This is a genomic window from Paenibacillus sp. Y916, assembly GCF_056786435.1.
In genome coordinates this window covers 1-575 of sequence record NZ_JBXCJA010000031.1, presented here as the reverse complement: position 1 = coordinate 575, position 575 = coordinate 1, and the positions used below count along the sequence as shown (strand labels likewise).

Below are 575 nucleotides of genomic sequence, written 5' to 3'. Positions count from 1 at the left end.
TTCTCCCCTTCGTCTGTTAGAACCTCCGTTCCAGCAGTAAAGCAATTGCAGCCTTTAGAAATCCATTTTGATACTTTTTTATAAGTAGCTGTTGCACTCTTTACTGCTATTTTACCGCCTTTTGTAGCAATCTTTCCACCTGGTATTATCCCTACAAGTGCCCACGCCCTGTCAGAGGTAGATAACTTTTCACCAGTATACCAGTTATTACCTGTTGAGTACTCTTGAATACTCTTCGCAGCACTTACAAAGGGCGTCATGTCTAATGCACAATCCGCTACTTGTTTCACACTGCTTAATCCACAATGTCCTGTTGGATCCGTATACTTCAACGGATTATTCTCCACATACGAATACAAATTCAAACTTAATGGATTCGAAATCTGCCCTTCATACGTATCCCTAGATACGAACCGCGCGGCATTCGGATCATACCAGCGAGCTCGCAGGTATTGAAGTCCGGTATCACTATCCCAATATTCTCCGGAGTAGCGGAATACGTTCGGAACATCTTCTTCCTCATCTATCGGGTTACCCCAGATGTCATAGCTGTAGGTGTTCAGTTCATTACCTGC

Annotated in this window: 1 protein-coding gene; it reads right to left on the bottom strand. The window is 43.7% G+C overall.

Annotation, left to right across the window (positions count from 1 at the left end):
* The coding region (locus AC1TO9_RS24515) for an RHS repeat-associated core domain-containing protein (protein WP_482060740.1) at positions 1 to 575 on the bottom strand (575 nt) is incomplete at both ends.